The sequence below is a fragment of the Streptomyces sp. ID05-39B genome, assembly GCF_033794725.1.
Taxonomy (GTDB): domain Bacteria; phylum Actinomycetota; class Actinomycetes; order Streptomycetales; family Streptomycetaceae; genus Streptomyces; species Streptomyces bobili.
On record NZ_JARGEF010000082.1, the window covers coordinates 14,907 to 30,614 of the forward strand.

12 protein-coding genes are annotated in these 15,708 nt (G+C 74.3%); 9 read left to right on the plus strand and 3 right to left on the minus strand.

Features of this window, described 5'->3' with window-relative positions; all coding sequences use genetic code 11:
• Positions 1–5: 5 nt before the first annotated feature.
• The 6 genes from P1P75_RS19370 to P1P75_RS19395 all read left to right on the plus strand — a co-directional run bounded on the left by P1P75_RS19370 (position 6) and on the right by P1P75_RS19395 (position 8,962).
• Positions 6–4,472: a beta-ketoacyl synthase N-terminal-like domain-containing protein gene (locus tag P1P75_RS19370; RefSeq protein ID WP_319256937.1), complete on the plus strand. Its 4,467-nt coding sequence runs from the start codon at positions 6–8 to the stop codon at positions 4,470–4,472.
• Positions 4,469–4,786 carry an acyl carrier protein gene (locus tag P1P75_RS19375; RefSeq protein ID WP_319256939.1) on the plus strand — a complete coding sequence of 106 codons (318 nt, stop codon included), beginning with the start codon at positions 4,469–4,471 and terminating at the stop codon, positions 4,784–4,786. The genes P1P75_RS19370 and P1P75_RS19375 overlap by 4 nt, the downstream gene beginning before the upstream one ends.
• A 2-nt stretch (positions 4,787–4,788) precedes the next feature.
• Entirely contained in the window at positions 4,789–5,601 is an 813-nt protein-coding gene (locus P1P75_RS19380; protein WP_319256941.1) for an alpha/beta hydrolase, read from the plus strand.
• A complete protein-coding gene (locus P1P75_RS19385; RefSeq protein WP_319256943.1) occupies positions 5,598–6,779 on the plus strand; it encodes a glycosyltransferase in 1,182 nt (393 codons plus the stop codon). Before P1P75_RS19380 ends, P1P75_RS19385 begins: the two co-directional genes overlap by 4 nt.
• A complete protein-coding gene (locus tag P1P75_RS19390) occupies positions 6,779–7,864 on the plus strand; it encodes a class I SAM-dependent methyltransferase (RefSeq protein WP_319256945.1) in 1,086 nt (361 codons plus the stop codon). The genes P1P75_RS19385 and P1P75_RS19390 overlap by 1 nt, the downstream gene beginning before the upstream one ends.
• Before the next feature lie 150 nt (positions 7,865–8,014).
• The gene (locus tag P1P75_RS19395; RefSeq protein WP_319256969.1) at positions 8,015–8,962 is read left to right on the plus strand and encodes an alpha/beta hydrolase fold domain-containing protein; all 948 of its coding nucleotides are present in this window, start codon (positions 8,015–8,017) and stop codon (positions 8,960–8,962) included.
• A 43-nt stretch (positions 8,963–9,005) separates the two neighbouring features.
• Here the strand turns inward: P1P75_RS19395 and lhgO are convergent, their stop codons facing one another.
• Positions 9,006–10,214, minus strand: a complete 1,209-nt coding sequence (gene lhgO, locus P1P75_RS19400; protein ID WP_319256949.1) for an L-2-hydroxyglutarate oxidase — start codon at positions 10,212–10,214, stop codon at positions 9,006–9,008.
• Between the two features lie 420 nt (positions 10,215–10,634).
• Here lhgO and P1P75_RS19405 point away from each other — a divergent pair, with 420 nt between their 5' ends.
• Complete coding sequence (locus P1P75_RS19405) at positions 10,635–10,979, plus strand: cupin domain-containing protein (protein ID WP_319256952.1); 345 nt, start codon at positions 10,635–10,637, stop codon at positions 10,977–10,979.
• A gap of 33 nt (positions 10,980–11,012) precedes the next feature.
• On the opposite strand, the gene P1P75_RS19410 is transcribed toward P1P75_RS19405, so the two are convergent.
• Positions 11,013–12,032, minus strand: coding sequence for a LacI family DNA-binding transcriptional regulator (locus P1P75_RS19410; RefSeq protein WP_319256955.1), 1,020 nt, complete (start codon positions 12,030–12,032; stop codon positions 11,013–11,015).
• A gap of 124 nt (positions 12,033–12,156) precedes the next feature.
• On the opposite strand from P1P75_RS19410, the gene P1P75_RS19415 reads away from it, so the two are divergent.
• Positions 12,157–13,317 carry a Gfo/Idh/MocA family oxidoreductase gene (locus tag P1P75_RS19415; RefSeq protein ID WP_319256958.1) on the plus strand — a complete coding sequence of 387 codons (1,161 nt, stop codon included), beginning with the start codon at positions 12,157–12,159 and terminating at the stop codon, positions 13,315–13,317.
• 11 nt (positions 13,318–13,328) lie between these two features.
• Here the strand turns inward: P1P75_RS19415 and P1P75_RS19420 are convergent, their stop codons facing one another.
• The gene (locus P1P75_RS19420) at positions 13,329–14,360 is read right to left on the minus strand and encodes a LacI family DNA-binding transcriptional regulator (RefSeq protein ID WP_319256961.1); all 1,032 of its coding nucleotides are present in this window, start codon (positions 14,358–14,360) and stop codon (positions 13,329–13,331) included.
• A gap of 153 nt (positions 14,361–14,513) precedes the next feature.
• Here P1P75_RS19420 and P1P75_RS19425 point away from each other — a divergent pair, with 153 nt between their 5' ends.
• Entirely contained in the window at positions 14,514–15,662 is a 1,149-nt protein-coding gene (locus tag P1P75_RS19425) for a phytanoyl-CoA dioxygenase family protein (protein WP_319256964.1), read from the plus strand.
• Positions 15,663–15,708 lie beyond the last annotated feature (46 nt).

Genomic DNA, 15,708 nt, shown 5'->3' on the forward strand with positions numbered 1-15,708 from the left:
CGGCCGTGACGCCCCGTCAAGTGCCGGTCGCTGTCGTCGGGATGGCGGTGCTGCTGCCGGGCGCCCCCGACCTGGACACCTACTGGCGGAACCTGCGGGACGGGGTGGACGCCGTCGGCGAGGTGCCGGAGGGACGCTGGGACGCGGACTACTACCACCCCGGCACCGCCTCCGAACCGGCCGTCGCGGACCGGGTGTACGCCCGGCGTGGCGGATTCGTGGACGGGCTCGCGCAGGTCGAGGTCACCCGGTTCGGGATCATGCCGAACTCGGTGGCGGGGACCGAGCCCGACCAGCTCATCGCGCTGCACGTGGCCGCCGCCGCCCTCGACGACGCGGGCGGCACGGACCGCCTCCCCGACCGGCAGCGGATCGGTGTCGTCCTCGGCAGGGGCGGCTACCTCACACCGGGCCTGGTCCGGCTAGACCAGCGGGTGCGGACCGCCGGACAGCTGGTGCGTACCCTGGGAGAGCTGCTCCCCGACCTGACGACCGGCCAACTCGACCAGGTGCGGGAGGCGTTCACGGACCGGCTGGGCTCCGACAGCCCCGAGTCGGCGATCGGTCTGGTGCCCAACCTGGCGGCCTCCCGGGTCGCCAACCGGCTCGACCTGCGCGGCCCCGCCTACACGGTGGACGCGGCCTGCGCCTCCTCCCTGATCGCCGTCGACCAGGCGGTGGGCGAACTCGCCACCGGCCGCTGCGACCTGATGCTCGCCGGAGGGGTCCACCACTGTCACGACATCACGCTGTGGAGCGTGTTCTCCCAGCTGCGCGCCCTCTCCCCCAGCCAGCGCATCCGGCCCTTCCACCGGGACGCCGACGGCATCCTGATCGGCGAGGGCACGGGCGTGGTCGTCCTCAAGCGGCTGGCGGACGCCGAGCGCGACGGCGACCGGATCTACGCCGTCGTCCGGGGCACCGGTGTGTCGAGCGACGGCCGGGCGGCCGGACTCGTCAACCCCGATCCGGGCGGCCAGGCACAGGCCGTACGGCAGGCGTGGCGGGCGGCCGGGATCGACCCGTCGGCTCCCGGTTCGATCGGCCTGCTGGAAGCGCACGGAACGGCGACGCCGGCCGGTGACGGTGCCGAACTGGCCACACTGGCCGAGGTGTTCGGGCCCGGCGACGGCGAGGCCGTGCTGGGTTCGGTCAAGTCCATGATCGGGCACATCATGCCGGCCGCCGGGATCGCCGGGCTGGTCAAGGCGGCCCTCGCGGTCCATCACGCCACCCTGCTGCCCACCCTGCACTGCGACGACCCGCACCCGGCGCTGGCCCGCACCCGCTTCCGCACCCTGGAGAAGGCCGTCCCCTGGGAGACCAGCCCGGACCAGCCGGTACGGCGGGCCGCGGTCAACGCGTTCGGGTTCGGCGGGATCAACGCCCACGTGGTGCTGGAGGAGCCGCCCGGAGTGCGCGCACCCCTTCCCGTCCCGCGGGTCACCGAGCCCGAGCCGGTCCTGCTCCTCGCCGCCGCCTCGACCGGGGCCCTCGCCGCGCTGCTGGACGCCGACGACAGCGCCGTACGCGCCGCCGGACTCGATCCGGACCGTCCGCATCCGCAGGCCGGGCCGGTCCGGCTGGGCATCGTCGACCCGTCCGCCAGGCGCCTCGCCCTGGCCCGGCGCGTGGTCGCCAAGGGACGGGCCTGGCACGGCCGCAGCGACGTCTGGTTCCGGCCGGCCCCGCTCCTGGGCGCGGGCGGCGGGAAGCTGGCGTTCCTCTTCCCCGGCCTGGAGGGCGACTTCACCCCCCGCGTGGACGATGTCGCCGCCCACTTCGGGCTGCCCGCCCTCACGGTCGCCGGGGACGGGGCGGGCGGCCTCGGCCGGCACGGTCTCGGCGTCGTCGCCGTCGGCCGTCTCCTCGACACCGCGCTGCGCCGGACCGGCATCGTGCCCGACACGGTCGCCGGGCACAGCCTCGGCGAGTGGACGGCGATGGCCGCGGGCGGCCTCTACGCGGGAGACGAGGTCGACGCCTTCATGGCGGGCTTCGATCCCGAGGCCCTCACCGTGCCGGGCCTCGCCTTCGGGGCGATCGGCGCGTCCGCCGAGCGGGTGCTCGCCGCACTCCGGGAGGAGGAGTGGACCGGGGCGGGCCTGGTGCTCTCCCACGACAACGCGCCCGGCCAGTCGATGGTGTGCGGGCCGGACGCGGCGGTCGAGGAGTTCGTGCGGGTGTTCCGTGCGCGGGGCGTGCTGAGCCAGGTGCTGCCGTTCCGGTCCGGCTTCCACACGCCGATGCTGGAACCCCACCTCGGCCCGATCAAGGAGGCCGCCGGACGGTTCCGCCTGCACCCGCCGCACACCCCCGTGTGGTCGGGTACGACCGCCGCGCCCTTTCCCGAGGACGAGGCGCGGGTACGCGAACTGTTCGTCCGGCACCTGCTGGAACCCGTCCGTTTCCGGCAACTCGCCGAGGCCCTGCACACCTCGGGCCACCGGGTGTTCGTCCAGGTCGGACCGGGCGGGCTCGGCTCCCTCGTCGGCGACACCCTCGGCGCCCACGACCATCTGGTGGTCGCCGCCAACTCCCCGCACCGCACCGGCCTCGCCCAGCTCCGCCGGGTGTCGACCGCACTGTGGGCGGCGGGCGCGGAGGTGGCCCCGGCGCTGACACCGACGGACCGCGCCGGCACCGTACGGCCGCGACGGCAGCCGGTCCAGCTGGATCTGGGCGGTGGGCTGGTGTCGCTGACGCCCGCCCGACTGGCCCCCATACGGGCTGGGTTGAGACGCAAGGCAGGCCCGGCGACCCCCGCCCTGGACGCGCTGGTCCCCGGCTCCGCGATCGCCGCCGAGTTGTCCGCGCTGCTCCAGGACACGGCGGACACGGCGGCGGCCCTGCTGACGGGACCGGCCCGCAGCAACCGCGACAACGGCGACAGCAGCAACCGCGCAGGCGTCGCGGCCGCCCCGCACCACACCACCGTCCGGGTCTCCCCCGAGACGATGCCCTACCTCCTGGACCACTGCTTCTTCCCGCAGCGGCCGGGCTGGCCGGACGTCTTGGACCGGTGGCCGGTGGTCCCGGCGACGACGATCGTGCAGCACATCATGGACACGGCACGGGAGGCGGCGCCCGGCCGGCTGCCGGTCGCCGTGCACAGGGCCCGGTTCGAGGAGTGGCTCACCGCCACGCCCGCCGTCGACGTCCCGGTCACGGCGGTCCCCGAGGGCCCCGACCGGCTGGCCGTCTCCTTCGGCCCGCGGGCCCGCGCCACCGTCGAACTCGGCGCCGCCCACCCGGCCCCGCCGGCGCCCTGGCCGGCCGACCCCGTCTCCGAACGCGTCCCGGAGCACACGGCCGCCCAGCTCTACGACGAGCGCTGGATGTTCCACGGCCCGGCCTTCCAGGGCGTCACGGAGCTCACCGCGATCGGCGACCGGCATGTCCGGGGCGTGATCACGACCCCGCCCGCGCCCGGCGCGCTGCTGGACAACGTCGGCCAGATCCTCGGCTACTGGATCATGGCGACCCGCACGGCCCGGACCGTCGTGTTCCCGGTCGGCATGCGCGAGATGCGCTTCTACGGGCCGCATCCGGCGCCCGGCACCGAGGTGGCGTGCCTGGTGCGGATCACCTCGCTCACCGACACCCTGCTGGAGGCCGACGTCCAGCTGACGGTCGACGGCACGGTGTGGGCGCAGCTGTACGGCTGGCAGGACCGCCGCTTCGACAACGACCCGAAGACCCGTCCCGTCGAGCGCTTCCCGGAGCGCAACACGCTCTCCGAGGCCCAGCCGGGCGGCTGGTCGCTGCTGCACGAACGCTGGCCCGACCTGGCCTCCCGCGAGCTGATCATGCGCAACTCGCTGGCCGGGCCGGAACGCGTCCGGTACGCGGAGCACGCCCCGCGCGGTCGCCGGCAGTGGCTGCTGGGCCGGATCGCCGTCAAGGACGCCGTACGGCAGTGGCTGTGGGACCAGGGCGAGGGGCCGGTCTTCCCCGCCGAGCTGCGGGTCCACAACGACGAGGCGGGCCGCCCGTACGTCACCGGGACGCACGGCCGGGTCCTGCCGGCCCTGGACGTGTCGCTGGCGCACTGCGCGGAGGCGGGGGTCGCGATCGTACGGCCCCACACCCCGGGGCCGGGGCCCGGCATCGACATCGAGGAGGTCACCGAGCGCACTCCGCAGACCCTGGCCGCCGCCCTCGGCTCCGACGAGCTGCGGCTGCTGCGCGCCCTGGCGTCCGACGGGTCGGAAGCGGTGTGGTTCACCCGCTTCTGGGCGGCGAAGGAGGCCGTCGCCAAGGCGGAGGGAACCGGGTTCGGCGGGCGGCCACGGGACTTCGCCGTCCTCGACGCCGGCCCGGCCGGCGACCGGCTGACCGTCGCGGGCCGGCTGGAGCGCGCCTACACCGTGCACTGCGCCCCGGCCGCCAACCCGCCCCACCTGCCGGAGCGCACCTATGCCGTGGCCTGGACGACGGGTCCCGCCGAAGCGAAGGAGAACCACCGATGACTCCGCACACCTTTGGCGCCGCCGACGAGGCGACCGTCCTCGCCGACCTCACCGGGCTGCTCGCCCGGCTCATGGAGGACGAGTACGGCCTCGACGACCTCGTGATCGGCCCGCACACGACCTTCAACCGCGACCTGGAACTGGAGAGCATCGACCTCGTCACCCTGGCCGGGCTGCTCCAGGAGCGGTACGGCGACCGGGTCAACTTCGCCGAGTTCCTGGCCGGCATGGAGTTCGACGAGATCATCGAGCTGACCGTCGGACGCCTCGTCGAGTACGTCGTGGCGAGCCTGAAGACCGCGGAGGCGAGCTGACCATGGCCATGGTCGACACCGGCGCCCTCCGGTTGCACGTGCAGCGGATCGGCCCCCGCGACGGCCGGCCGGCCACCGCCACCCTCGTACTGGTGCACGGCCTGCTCACCGACAGCCTGGCCAGCTACTACTTCACCGTGGCCCCCGCCTTCGCCGCCGCGGGCCTGGACGTCGTCATGTACGACCTGCGCGGCCACGGCCGCAGCGAACGCCCCGCCGACGGCTACACCCTGGACGACGGCATCGACGACCTGGAGGCGCTCCTCGACCGCCTCGCGGTGACCGGCCCGGTGCATCTGGTCGGCAACTCCTACGGCGGGACGGTCGCGTTCGGTTACGCGGCCCGGCATCCGGAGCGGGCCGCCAGCGTCACCCTGATCGAGTCCGAACCGGCCACCCCCGCCTGGGCGGTGAAACTGGGCGGCATCCTGGACCGGGTGGTGACGCAGCTCGCGCACAACGAGGCCGACGCCATCGCCTGGATCACCGCACACCGCGGCCACAACACCGCCCGGCTGGCCAGGGGCGCGGCCCGGCTCGCCCGCGACACCACTCTCGGGCGGGACATCCCGGCCAGCCGCGTCCTGACCTCGGAGCAGATCACGGCGGTGCGCTGCCCGGTGCTCGGCGTGTACGGGGGCGACTCCGACCTCGCCGAACTGGCCCCCTGGCTGGAGGCGTCGCTGCCGGACTGCCGGACCGTGGTGCTTGCGGGACACGAGCACTCGGTTCTGGTGGAGGCGGCCCCGGCGGTGGGCGGCCAGGTGCTGGCGCTGGTGCGGGAGGCCGAACGGGCGGGGGCCGAGGTCCGGTGAGCCGGTTCCTGTTCGTGGTACCGCCGTTGACCGGGCACATCAACCCGGTCGTGGGCGTGGCGGCCGAACTCGCCGGGCGGGGACACCGGGTGGCGTGGGCGTGCTCCGACCCCGCGCTGGTCGGGCGGCTCACGGGCGAGGGCGCCGGTGCGAGCGCGGGAGCGGCTGCCGAGGTGTTCGCGTGCGCCGGGGCGCCGGAGGGGAGCCGGCCGCCCGAGCTGCGCGGGCCGGAGGCCCTGAGGTTCCTGTGGGAGTGGTACCTGCTGCCGCTCGCCGAGGCGATGGCGCCGGGTGTGCGGGCGGCCGTCGGGGAGTTCCGGCCGGACGTGGTGATCGCCGACCAGCAGGCCTTCGCGGGCGCGCTGGTCGCGGAACGGTTCGGGGTGCCGTGGGCGACCTCGGCGACCACCTCGGCCGAGTTCACCGACCCGCTGGCGGGGCTGCCGAAGGTCCGCGAGTGGCTGACGGAGCGGCTCGCCCTCCTGCGCGCCTGCGTCGGGGACCCGGCGGGCCGGACCGACCCTCGGTTCTCACCACACCTCGTCCTCGCCTTCAGCGCACCGGAGCTGGCGGGCCCCGCCGAAGGGGTGCGCTGGGTGGGGCCCTCCGTCGCGGCCCGTCCCGCCGGAGTCGGCTTCCCCTGGGAGTGGCTCGACGCCGGAAGGACCACCGTGCTGGTGACGCTCGGCACCGCGAACACCGACGTCGGCGCCCGCTTCCTCCCCGTGTGCGTTCAGGCACTGCGCGAACGGGCGGACCGGGTGCAGGCAGTGGTCGTCGATCCCGGCGGCACCCTGCGGGCGCCGGGCGGCGACAAGGACGTACTGGTCGTGCCGTCCGTTCCCCAACTCGCCCTGCTGGAGCGGGGGGTGGGCGCGGTGGTCTGCCATGGCGGACACAACACGGTGTGCGAGGCGCTGTGGCACGGGGTTCCGCTGGTGGTGGCCCCCATCCGCGACGACCAGCCGGTGGTGGCCGGGCAGGTCGCGGACGCGGGGGCCGGGGTGCGGGTGCGGTTCGGCCGGGTCGGCGCGCGGCGGCTCGGCGAGGCCCTGGACGCCGTACTCGACACACCCGGCCACCGGGCGGCGGCGATGCGGATCGGCGCCGCCTTCCGGGCGGCCGGCGGGAGCCCCGCGGCCGCGGACCATCTCGAAGAACTCGCCAGGGAGTTGTGATGAGCGACGAGACCGAGCGCGACACGAACATCAGGCCCGGCGACCGGATCGCCGCGCTGCGCCCCCGCTACCAGGCCGATCTCGCCGCCGGCCCGGACCGCTTCTTCGAGGCCCGGCGCACCGACTGCCCCTGGTGCGGCTCCGAGCGGCTCACCACCCGGCTGCGCACCACAGACCTGCTCCAGCACAAGCCGGGCCGGTTCGTCCTGGACCGCTGCGAGGGCTGCGGGCACACCTTCCAGAACCCGCGGCTCAGCGCGGCGGGGCTGGAGTTCTACTACCGGGACTTCTACGACGGGCTCGGTGAGAAGAAGCTCGGCGACACCTTCGGCGGGCGTACGAAGATGTACCGGGGGCGGGCCGAGTCGATGCGGGCGCACGACGCCGGGCCCAAGACCTGGCTGGACGTCGGCACCGGGCACGGGCACTTCTGCGCGGTCGCCAGGGAGGTGCTGCCGGGGACGGCGTTCGACGGTCTCGACTTCACCGACGGCGTCGAACTCGCCGAACGGGAGGGCCGCGTGGAGCACGGCTACCGAGGGGCGTTCCCCGACCTCGCGCCCGAACTGGCGGCCCGTTACGACGTGGTGAGCATGTTCCACTACCTGGAGCACAGCACCGACCCCGACCGTGAACTGCGGGCCGCCCGCGAGGCCGTCCGGCCCGGCGGACATCTCCTCATCGAGGTCCCGGATCCTGAGAGCCGGTACGCCCGCCTGCTGGGCCGCTGGTGGCTGCCGTGGCTCCAGCCGCAGCACCTGCACTTCGTACCGGTGGCCAACCTGCGGGAACGGCTCGCGGACCTCGGGTTCACGGTGGTCGCCGAGCAGCACGCCGAGCCGCACGACCCGGTGGATCTGCTGGCGGCCGTATGGCTGGCGCTGGACCGCGCGGCGCCGCGCGAGGACGCGCCCTGGCTGCCGGAGCCGCCGGGCGCGCTACGCCGCACGCTGCGGGCCGCCCTGTTCCTCGCCGGCGTTCCGGTGCTGATCGCGGGCACGCTGCTGGACCGGTTCGCGGTCCGGCCGCTGTCGCACCGGCTGGGCGTGTCCAATGCCTACCGGATCGTGGCGCGGCGCGACTGAGCGCGACAGGGGTGGGGCCAGGGGGGTGTGCGGGTGTCGTCGCCGTGCTAGTTTCAGCCCGATCGATCGCCAGGATTCCTGTCAATGGCAGGCGATCAGGGCCTGGCGGCCGACGGTAGCCGACGGTACGGCCCGACGAACGGAAAGCCCATGTCCCTCCTGGCCAGACCCGCGGTGGCGACCCGTGCCGCCAAGACGATGCAGGGCCTCGTCCGGCTGGCGGGCCGCCGCTCCGACGGGCCCGGTTCCACCGCCGCCTGGCAGGCCCGGTTCCCCGCCTACCCGCGTGACACCCGCGAGGCGAGTGTGCCGACCTCCGTCGCCCCGGCCCCGGTCACGATCTACACGCCGCCGGCCGGCACGGCCGCACGGCCCCCGGTCCACGTCAACTTCCACGGCGGCGGCTACGTCATGTCGATGCCGGAGATGGACGACGCGCTCTGCCGGATCCTCGCCGTCGAGGCAGGCGTGGTCGTGGTCAACGTGAGGTATGTCGTGGCCCCGCAGCACCCCTTCCCGGCCCCAACCACGCAGGCGTACGACGTGGTCCGCTGGGTCGCCGGGCACGGCGCGGAACAGGGCTGGGACGGCGGCCGGCTCAGCGTCGGCGGGCAGAGCGCGGGCGGTGGGCTCGCCGCCGCCGTGGCCCGGCAGTCCCTGGAACAGGACGGGCCACCGCTCGCGCTCCAGGTGCTGCACTATCCCCCGCTGGACCTCGCGACCAGCGCCCGCGACAAGAAGGCCGCCGTCCCCAGGCCGGTGCTGCGGCCCTGGATGGCGGACGTCTTCGACACCTCCTACGTACCGGACCCGCGTCTTCGCGCCGACCGGCTGGTATCGCCGGCCGGCGCCTCGGACACGGCCGATCTGCGGGGCATCGCCCCGGCGCTGGTCGTCACGGCGGAGTACGACCTGCTGCGCGCCGAGGCGGAACGCTACGCCGGACGGCTGGCCGCGGCCGGCGCCCTCGTCGAACACCACGAGGTCGCCGGGGCCGACCACGCCTACGACAGCAAGGACGACGAGAAGGCCCGCGCCACCTACCTTCTGATCGCCCGTCACCTGCGGCGGGCCACCGCGGCGCCCGACGTCTCCTGACCGTCGGACGCACCCGGCGCGCGGGCACGTTCGCCGCGCCCTCTCAGGTGGTGCGGCCGGTCCCGAAGACGGCCGCGGTGATGTGTCCGGCGATCGCCATCGAGGCGGTGGCGGCCGGGGAGGGCGCGTTGCGCACGGCGGTGACACGGCCCACCCGGTGGATGCGGAAGTCGTCGACGAGCGTGCCGTCACGGTCCAGGGCCTGGGCACGGACGCCCGCCCCGCCGCGCACGACGTCCCGGACGCCGACGCCGGGGACGTACAGCCGGGCGTCCTTCATGAAGGCGGCCATGGAGAAGGAGCCGCGGTACTCCCGGATGCCGGTACGCCAGTGGCGGGCCGCCATCCGCCAGGCTCCGGGATAGGCGGCGAGGCCCAGGAGGTCCCCCGGGGAGATCCTCCCGCGGGTGTAGCCCTCCCTGGCCAGGGCCAGGACCGCGTTGGGCCCCACCTCCACCGTGCCGTCGACGCGGGGCGTGAAGTGCACGCCGAGGAACGGGTAGCGCGGGTCGGGCACGGGGTAGACCAGGCCTCGGACGAGGTCCCTGCGCTCCGGCTTGAGCAGCATGTACTCGCCCCGGAAGGGGACGATCCGCGGTTCCCGGGTGTCCCGCGCGAGCCTGGCCACGGCGTCGGAGTGCAGGCCCGTGCACAGGATCAGCCGGTCGACGCGCACCCGCTCCTCCCCGGAGGCCACCTCGATGCCCCCGGGCCTGTCGGTGATGCCCGTGACGGGGAATCCGAGCCTGACCTCGCCGCCGGAATCGACGACGTCCTGTGCGAACGCGCGGGCGATCGCCGGGTAGTCGGTGATCGCGGTGCGCGGGGAGTGCAGGGCGGCGACCCCGCCGGCGTTCGGCTCGATCTCCCGTATCTCCTCGCGGGAGATCCGCCGCAGATCGGGCACGTGGTTGTTCCTGGCCCGTTCGTAGAGGGCGTCCATCCGCCCCACCTCGTCCGCGCGGACGGCGACCACCAGCTTGCCGATCTCCTCGTACGGCAGCCGGCGGTCCTGGCAGTACTCGCGCAGCAGGGACACGCCCCGCACGGTGAGGTCGGCCTTGAGGCTGCCGGGCGTGTAGTAGATCCCGGCGTGGACGACACCGGAGTTGTGGCCGCTCTGGTGGAGCGAGACCGCCCGCTCCTTCTCCAGGACCACGACCCGGGTGCCGGGCCGGTTCAGGGCGATCTCGCGGGCCGTGGCCAGCCCCACGATGCCGGCCCCGACGATGCCGATCGTCTCGTCAGCCATCGGCTCGCCTCATTGTGCTCATCATCCGCTCAGCCCCTCCTCGTGCGTCGGGTCCCGGCTCACGTCCTCGGCCGCCGAAGTGGACGGCGACCGCCCTGACCCGCGCGAAGAACCGCGGGACCTCCTCACCCTGCCCCTCGATGGCGGTGCCTGAGTCATGAAACCCGCAGAAAGGCGGGCCGACGTCGATCCGGTGGTCGTGATGCCGACGGCGGCCTGCCCGCACCTGGCCTCGGTGCGGCGGGGCGGGGCCACGGCCGCCACCCTGCCGGTGAGCGGGTGGGTACCGCCCGGGCCGTCGGCCCACGGTCACCCGGCTCCGGCACGCCTGCCGGTCCTGACGGAATGTCCCGCCGTCCGCTCCGAAACCGCACACAGTGTCGATCCCGTGCCCGTGCACCCCCTCGTTAGGGTCACCCCATGACACCCAGCTTCTCGCTCCACATCGCCGACGCCGATCTCGAACCCGAGCCGCTCGACCCCGGGCAGATCGTCTCCGGAGCGCCCGAGGTGAGCGGCAAGGTGGTGTGGGAGTCGCCGGACGGCCGGCAGGTCCGGGGGATCTGGCAGATCACGCCGGGGGTCGTCACCGACACCGAGGCGGACGAGCTGTTCGTGGTGATCAGCGGCTCGGCGACCGTCGAGGTCGAGGGCGGGGCCACGCTGCGGGTCGGGCCCGGCGACATGGCCGTTCTGCGGGCCGGCGACCGGACGACGTGGACCGTGCACGAGACCCTGCGCAAGGCCTACGCCATCACCCTCTGACTCTGCAGGGAAACCCCGGGCAGGCGCACGCCATCAGCCTCTGACCGTCCCCGGCGCCTGCGGCGGCCCCGTCGTCCCCCGCACCTCCAGCGTCGGGGCCGCCAGCAGCAGGCGGCCCTCGCCGCCGGGCCCCTCCAGACGGTCCAGGAGGCAGCGGGCGGCGCGGCGGCCGACCTCGTGGCCTGCGTGGTCGACCGTGGTGAGCCACAGGTGGCGCAGGCGCGAGACGCTCGTGTTGTCGTAGCCGACCAGGGACAGGTCGCGGGGGACGGAGAGGCCGAGTTCCTCGGCGGCGGAGAGGGCGCCGACGCACGCGATGTCGTTGACGGCGAAGACGGCGGTGGGCCGGTCGGGCCGGCTGAGCAGCCGTACGGTGGCGCGGTAGCCGCCCTCCTCCGTCATGTCGCACGGCTCGACCGGCGCCCGCTCCCCGAGCCCGTGCTCCCGCATCACCGACGCGAAGGCGCTCCGGCGCAGCTCGCCGACGGCGCCGTACCCCGCGAGGTGCGCGATCGTGCGGTGGCCGAGGCCGATCAGGTGCTCGGTGACCAGCCGGGTGCCGCGTTCGTCGTCGCCCGCGACGACGTCCACTCCTGCCGGGACCGGCTCGCGCGCGCCCGCGACCACGACCGGGATGCGGGCGGCGACCGCGTCGAGGGCGGCCGGGTCGGGCAGCGTGCCGACGACGACCAGGCCGTCGGCCCGCAGGTCGAGGAAGGGTCCGGCGAGGTCGTGGCCGACACGCCGGTTGAGGCGGGCGTCGGCGAGCAGCATGTGCAGGCCGCTCGCCGACAGCAGCGAGTCGAGGCCGTCCAGGAGGTCGACGTACCACGGGTTGCGCAGGTCGTTGAGGAGGACGCCGACGGTGCGGGTACGGCGTTCGCTGAGGCTGCGGGCCGCCGCGTTGGGCCGGTAGCCCAGCTCGCGCACGGCCTCGAGGACGGCGTCCCGCTTCTCGGCGCGCACCTGGCCGGAGCCGCGCAGGACGAGGGAGACCAGGGACTTGGACACGCCGGCCCGGTCGGCGACGTCGCGGATGGTCGGCGCTCTCATGCGCTGGACCGTTCCATGGGTGGCGCCGGTTGTCAAAGGACCCGGAGGGCCTTGACATGCTGGGAAGACGAGCCCCAGGGTGGCCTGGACAGGATATGGACCGGTCCAAAGAGGGGCTGCTGCCGTGAGTGTTCCGCTGGGTGTCGCCGTCGTCGGGTTCGGCTGGATGGGCCGGGTGCACACGCAGGCGTACGCGCGCGTGGCGCACCATTTCCCGCAGCTGGCCCTGCGGCCCGAGCTGGTCACGGTCGCCGAGGAGGTGCCGGGCCGGGCCGAACAGGCGGCCCAGCAGTACGGGTTCGCCTCCGCGGTCCGCGACTGGCGGGAGGTCGCCGCCGATCCCCGGGTGGGCGCGGTCAGCGTCACCGCGCCGAACTTCCTGCACCGCGAGATCGGCGTGGCGATGGCCCTGGCCGGCAAGCACCTGTGGATCGAGAAGCCGGTGGGCCTCACCGCCGACGACGCCCGCGCGGTCGCGGACGCGGTCGCCAAGGCCGGTGTCCAGGGCACGGTCGGCTTCAACTACCGCAACGCGCCCGCCGTCGAGGCGGCCCGCGACCTGATCGCCGCCGGTGACATCGGCGCGGTCACCCATGTCCGCATCCGCCTCTTCAGCGACTACGCCGCACACCCCGACGGCGCCCTGACCTGGCGCTACGAGCGTGAGCGCGGCGGCAGCGGGGTCCTCGGCGACCTCGCCTCGCACGGCGCCGACCTGGCCCGCTTCCTGCTCGGCGAGATCACCTCGCTGACCGCCGACACGGCCGTCTTCGTCCCCGAGCGGGCCCGCCCCACCGGGACCACGGCGGGCCACACCCTGGCCACGGGCGGCGAACCGGGCCCGGTGGAGAACGAGGACTACGTCAGCGCTCTGCTCCGGTTCGCCTCCGGCGCCCGCGGCGTCCTGGAGGCCTGCCGGGTCTCCGTCGGCGAGCAGAACTCCTACGGCTTCGCGGTGCACGGCACGCGCGGCGCGGTGTTCTGGGACTTCCGCCGGATGAACGAACTGGGCGTCAGCCGCGGCACCACGTACCAGGACCAGCCGGTGAGCACCGTGTACGTCGGCCCCGGCGCGGGCGAGTTCGGCGCCTTCCAGCCGGGCGCGGCGAACGCGATGGGCTACGACGACCTGAAGGTGATCGAGGCGTACCGCTTCCTGCGTTCGATCGCCGAGGGCACCCCGTACGGGGCGACCCTCACGGACGCCGTGCGCGGTGCGGCCGTACTGGACGCCATGGCGCGCTCGGTGGAGAGCGGAACCTGGGTGGACGTGCCCACGGCCTGACCGCGGGACCGTCAGCCGAGGGCGGCGGGCGGCAGGTTGTACGGCGTCACCACCTGGATCGCCGACGGCAGCACGGGCCCGGCGGGCGGCAGCGCGCCGTGCGCCCGCATCACGGCGTGGCAGGCCTCCCGCATGTCCTGGCGCAGGTCGTGGTGGAGCACGGCGGAGAGCCGGTGCTCGCGCAGCAGGCGGGTGTTGTCGTGGTCGAGGTCGTGGGCGACGAACACGGCGCAGGCGCGGCCGAGGTCGGCGAAGGCGCGCAGGGTGGCGATGTTGCCGCCGCCGATGGAGTAGACGGCGCGGATCTGCGGGTCGCGTGCGAGGGCGGCGCGGACGAGGTCGTACTGGGTGGCGTCGAGGCCCTGGCCCTCGGTGATCTCGACGAGCGCGCGCCCCGGATGGCGGGCGCGCATGGCGCCGCGGAATCCCATTTCCCGCTCCTCCTCGTTGCGGAAGAAGCCGCTGCTGAGGCTGGTGAGCACATTGCCGGGCCGCTCGCCCAGCCACTGCCCCATGAGGTAGGCGGCGGTCGCGCCGGCGGCCCGGTTGTCGATGCCGACGTAGGCGAGGCGGGTGGAGGCGGGCAGATCGGTCACCAGGGTCACCACGGGTACGCCGGCCTCGGTGAGCCGGCTGACGGCGGCGGTGACCTCGGGCACGTCGGGCGCCTTGAGGACCACGCCCTGGGAGCCGCGCCGGGCGATCCGGTCCAGGGTGCGGACCAGTTCGGCGACGGGTCCGGTCTCCCGGAAGTGGAAGCGGGAGCGCACGACCGCCGGGTGCAGCGCCGGCAGCTCGGCCTCCAGGGCGGCCCGTACGGCGGTGGAGAACCGTTCCGGCGTCTGCATCACGATGTCGATCATGAAGGTGCGGCCGACGAGGCGGACCTGGGTGCGCTGCCGGTCGAGGTCGGCGATCGCCCGGCGGACCTCGCGCACGGTGCTCTCGCGCACCCCTCCCCTGTCGTTGAGGACCCGGTCCACGGTGGCCTCGCTGAGGCCCGCCTGCCGGGCTATCTCGCGGATCGGGAAGGGATGCCCCATGTCGTCGGCTCCTTGAGGGGTTTTTGATGGCTTCCTGCTGGTTGTTCGAGGGGTTTGTACTGACAAGAATGACAGCACCGGGCAACGCCTGTCACCGAACCGGACCCTTCCGGTTCACGGAAGCGAGCCACCCCTGTCACCGAGAGGACGACGATGTCCTTCACCCCCTGGCTGTCCGAGCGGGACTGCGACCTCGACGCCTTCCGCGCGCTGGTCGAAGGCGCGACCGACATCGCCGCGTACCCGCACGCCGCCTCCGTGGAGCGCAACGTCCTCGTGTACGACGGCGACCGGCTGCGCGGCGGCAGTGCCCCGCAGGTCGGGGCGGAACTGGTCCGTGCCCTCGCCGACGGACCCGGCGTCGTGGTGTTCCGGGGCGCCTTCCCCGACCCGGCGGTCGTCGACCGGCTGACGGCCGTGTTCGACGCCCTGATCGCCGAGCAGCGCGCGTCGGGCACGGCAGCCGGTGACCACTTCGCCACGCCCGGCGCAAACGACCGGGTGTGGAACGCGCTGGAGAAGGCCGCCCGGTACGACCCGCAGGCGTTCGCCGACTACTACGCGAGCGACCTCCTCGCCCTGGTCTCACGGGCCTGGCTCGGCCCCGGCTACCAGGTGACCTCGCAGGTCAACGTCGTCAATCCGGGCGGGGCCGCACAGACCGCGCACCGCGACTACCACCTCGGGTTCCTCTCGAACGAGGCGGCTGCCGCCTACCCGGCGCACGTCCACCGCCTCTCCCCCGTGCTCACCCTCCAGGGCGCGGTCGCCCACTGCGACATGCCCGTGGAGTCCGGCCCGACGATGTACCTGCCGCACTCGCAGAAGTACGGCCCCGGCTATCTCGCGTGGCGACTGCCCGAGTTCCAGGCCTACTTCGAGGAACGGCACGTCCAACTGCCCCTGGCACAGGGCGACGCCGTCTTCTTCAACCCGGCCCTCTTCCACGCGGCCGGCACCAACCGCTCCGCCGGCATCCGCCGCACGGCCAACCTGCTCCAGGTGTCCTCCGCGTTCGGCCGGGCCATGGAGACGGTCGACCGGGAAGCGGTGACGAACGCCGTGTACCCGGTGCTGCTGCAGCGTGCCGCGGACGGCGCCGGCACCGCCTGGCTGGAGCGGGTCGTCGCCGCGAGCGCCGAGGGCTACCCCTTTCCCACCAACCTCGACAGCGACCCGCCGGCCGACGGCCTGGCCCCGCCCTCACAGGCGGACACCGTACGGCGGGCGCTGCGCGAGGCCTGGACCCCCGAAGCCCTGCGGGACGCGCTGCGGGACGGCGCCCGACGGCGCGCGAGCTGAAAGGACCCTCCCTCCATGGGATCTCCCCCCTCCACCGTCCCCCAGC